The organism is Rhodococcus sp. BS-15, assembly GCF_000813105.1.
Lineage (GTDB): Bacteria > Actinomycetota > Actinomycetes > Mycobacteriales > Mycobacteriaceae > Rhodococcoides.
The window spans coordinates 1-2,999 of sequence record NZ_BAOX01000423.1 but is presented as its reverse complement, the minus strand read 5'-3'; the positions used below and the strand labels follow the sequence as shown (position 1 = coordinate 2,999).

Here is a 2,999-nt window from a genome sequence, read left to right as displayed (position 1 = left end):
GGGGGATCGAGCAGGACGAGTGTGTCGACGCGCTCCGGCCGGTGCAGCGCGTACTCGAGTGCCACCATCGCCCCGTACCCATGTCCGACCGCCGACGTCCGCACGACCTCGAGTGTCTCGAGAACCTGATCGAGCCAGGACATCAGTTCATCGACTGTGCGTATCGGTTTGCCACCAACCACGCTTCGTCCGGGCTCGCCCATCGGGTCGATTGCGAAGACCCGGTTGCGCCGGGCCAGGGCGGCGACGTTGGCGAACCAAACGGTCGAGGTTGCACCGCCACCGGGCAGTAGTACCACAGGAGGTCCGTCGAGGGGGCCAGAGGCGTTGACTCGGGTTGTGCCGTAGTCGGATTCGACGTCGATGGTGTCGATAGGGAGCGGCCACTTCGCCAGCACGCGGTCGTACGCCGAAAAGAATCCCTCAACTACGGGGCTATCGCTGAACCGACTCACCGAACCTCCTAGTATCTCGATAATCGAGATACTAGATCATCGTGGTATTTTTGGGAAGCACAACCACCGAAGGCTGACACGGTGGACGAAGAGCTGCACGATGCTCCATCTACTGTGCACCGACTACGCGCACTCACCGTTGAACTCGACCTTTTGGGATCGGAGTTCGGTCGCACGAAGGGTCTTCACCCCACCGACGTTCGCGCACTGATCTACCTACTCGGTGCGCCGGGCCTTCGACCCAGGAATTGGCCCGCATTCGGGTTCGCGCGGCCGGTACATTCTTCGTACCGACCGGATTGATAAAGTCACCAATTGCGCTGGCGCTCTTCATCTGCTCAGGTGCCGTGTTCACCGAAGCTGGGATGGCGCCGATGAGCGTCATCGCAATGTGGGCTACTGCAATAGTCGTGTTCGTTGGAGAAGCCAGTCGGCCAGCGGAGAGTGTCGCCGAAAGGCAAGTGTCGCAGTAGCGACAACACCTGCACGCTCCCTCCTCCCAGGATCAGGCATCTGGCCATGAACGCGAAGGTTGGGCAACGTCGATTCAATCAACGAATCGCCGGCAACTCACCGGCAGGTCGGGGCTCGTTGATCCGTCCGTAAGCCTCCATCCTGTTGATCTCGAACAAGATCCTGAGGACACCGGCCCAAATCAAAGATGAGCCGAGCAGGTGCAGGACAATCAAAGTCTCGGGTGTTACACCTAGCGCTTGCAGGAGTCCGATTGCACCCTGCGCTAGCAGAAGTACTACGAAGAGGCTCGCAGACCGAGCCAGTTGTGGCGCACCGACATTGCGCACTCGGAGAAACAACACGCCTACTAGGACGGTCACCACGGCAGCCGCGGTACCGTGCACGAGTGTCATCACCGTCCAATCCAGTGGAATCCGATGCACATCTGCTGAATCGCCCGCATGCACACCAGTTCCCGTGACCACGGTGCCAAGCAGCACAAGAGCCGCGGTGGCACCGAGCAGAACTCGGCCAAGGACCTGAAGTCGCATATTGCTGACAGCTGAAGAAGTTGTGTCGGCGCGCTTCTCGACCAAATCATACGTACGCACGGCAGCAGTGAGAAGCAGCATTGCCGCGATGAAGTGGGCCGCCACCATGTATGGGCTCAGCCGTGCCAACACGGTCAGGCCACCGACGATTGCGTTGAGGACTACGATCCAGAACTGCACCCATGCCATACGCAGAACGTCACGACGCAGCGGCCGTTGACATTTCGCTACGACGATGACGACTCCAACCGCTATACACAGAACCCATGTCAGCAGCCGATTTCCAAACTCGATGAGACCGTGAATGCCCATCTCCGGTGTCGGCCCCAGGGATCCGTCGACACAGGATGGCCACGTTGGACATCCTAGCCCTGATCCTGTGACGCGTACGACGGCACCCCCGACAACGATCGCCATTGTGACGACAACAGATCCGATCGCAGCACGGCGCATTGCAGTCGGACCGAACTCGACTTTCGACGCGATCCAACCGAGTGGTGTTTGCATCAGCTGCTCCCCTGTCGCCGTGGCCCACGATGAGCTGCGACCACTTTGGCTATCGTACCGATTGGCCTTGTTCCGACTCCAACCTCTGAGACCGGTGCTACGGGTCGGTACCAATGCCACCGACACGGGTTGACGCGGCAACAACTCGTTGTCGGAGGTGTGCAGTGGGATCAGTCGTATTGCCGCTTGGCCTCGCTAGACCTCCCGACTGAGGCAACGCACTCTGGTTGAGGACCGAATTCTGGGCTTTCTCTGGGTGTGTGTCGTGGGCACGTCCACCCCGCATTTTCCCGATCCCCCGCCGGGAGGAGGCCGCGCTAGGGTCGTGCAAGGGCGGCCCGACAGAGCCAGTCCGTCTTATTCGGTTCGGCTTGTCTGGCTGCCGGTCCACGGAGTTCGGAGATCTCGATGGTTGAACCGGCCAGGGTGGACAAGGCCAAGCAGTGGGGGTTCGACAAGAAAGTCGGTGATCTCGCCAGATTTGCACGCAGTGGCTCGAAGCAGCTGAGTGGGCAGAGCAGCGATTTGAAGGACGCTACGTCGGACACTGTCGAGAAGCCGACGGCGAAGAAGGCTGACCCCTATCAGGAAGCGATAGCCAAGTACAACGGTGCGTTCACGTCAATGAACGACAAAGGCATTTCTCTCCTGCTGCTGCGCGAACGGTCGACAGACCTGATCGAGCTCGTCGAACAGCTGATCAACAGCGTAGTCAACACTCCCAAGTCGTTCGAGACCGACATCGCCAAGATCGACATCAACAAAGCCCAGTTCCTGGGGGCGGAGGAGTTCGCGCGGAAGGATCTCGAAGCCGCCCGACAGTCGGCGGCAGGTGCCACTGCCGGGTTCTCCGCAGGCGCTGCGGTCGCGAGCATGGCACCGACTGCCGCGTTGTGGGTGGCCACCACCTTTGGCACCGCATCGACCGGCACCGCGATCTCCGCACTCTCCGGCGCTGCAGCAAGCAACGCCCGCACTCGCATGGCTCGGCGGAGGAGCTGTTGCAGTCGGCGGCGGTACCTCCGCCGCC

The 2,999-nt window shown here is 60.8% G+C and carries 2 protein-coding genes and 2 pseudogenes; 2 read left to right on the top strand and 2 right to left on the bottom strand.

The genetic code is table 11. From position 1 onward, the window contains the following. A partial coding sequence (locus RHBS_RS26170; protein ID WP_187298641.1) for an alpha/beta fold hydrolase occupies positions 1–455 on the bottom strand: 455 nt, incomplete at its 3' end. Positions 456–548: 93 nt separating this feature from the next. On the opposite strand from RHBS_RS26170, the pseudogene RHBS_RS31200 reads away from it, so the two are divergent. Beyond that, positions 549–683 (top strand): annotated as a pseudogene (locus tag RHBS_RS31200) (MarR family transcriptional regulator); the annotation flags it as partial. Positions 684–1,006: 323 nt separating this feature from the next. Here the strand turns inward: RHBS_RS31200 and RHBS_RS26160 are convergent. After that, positions 1,007–1,915 (bottom strand): heme A synthase, encoded by a 909-nt coding sequence (locus tag RHBS_RS26160; RefSeq protein ID WP_374700664.1) that lies wholly within the window; start codon positions 1,913–1,915, stop codon positions 1,007–1,009. A gap of 462 nt (positions 1,916–2,377) precedes the next feature. Between RHBS_RS26160 and RHBS_RS26155 the strand changes: the two are divergent. Next, a pseudogene (locus RHBS_RS26155) lies at positions 2,378–2,999 on the top strand (hypothetical protein); the annotation flags it as partial.

Bases quoted from the DNA above. Each gene is read 5' to 3' on its own strand.
- RHBS_RS26160 (WP_374700664.1), bottom strand. From the start codon at position 1,915: ATGCGCCGTGCTGCGATCGGATCTGTTGTCGTCACAATGGCGATCGTT.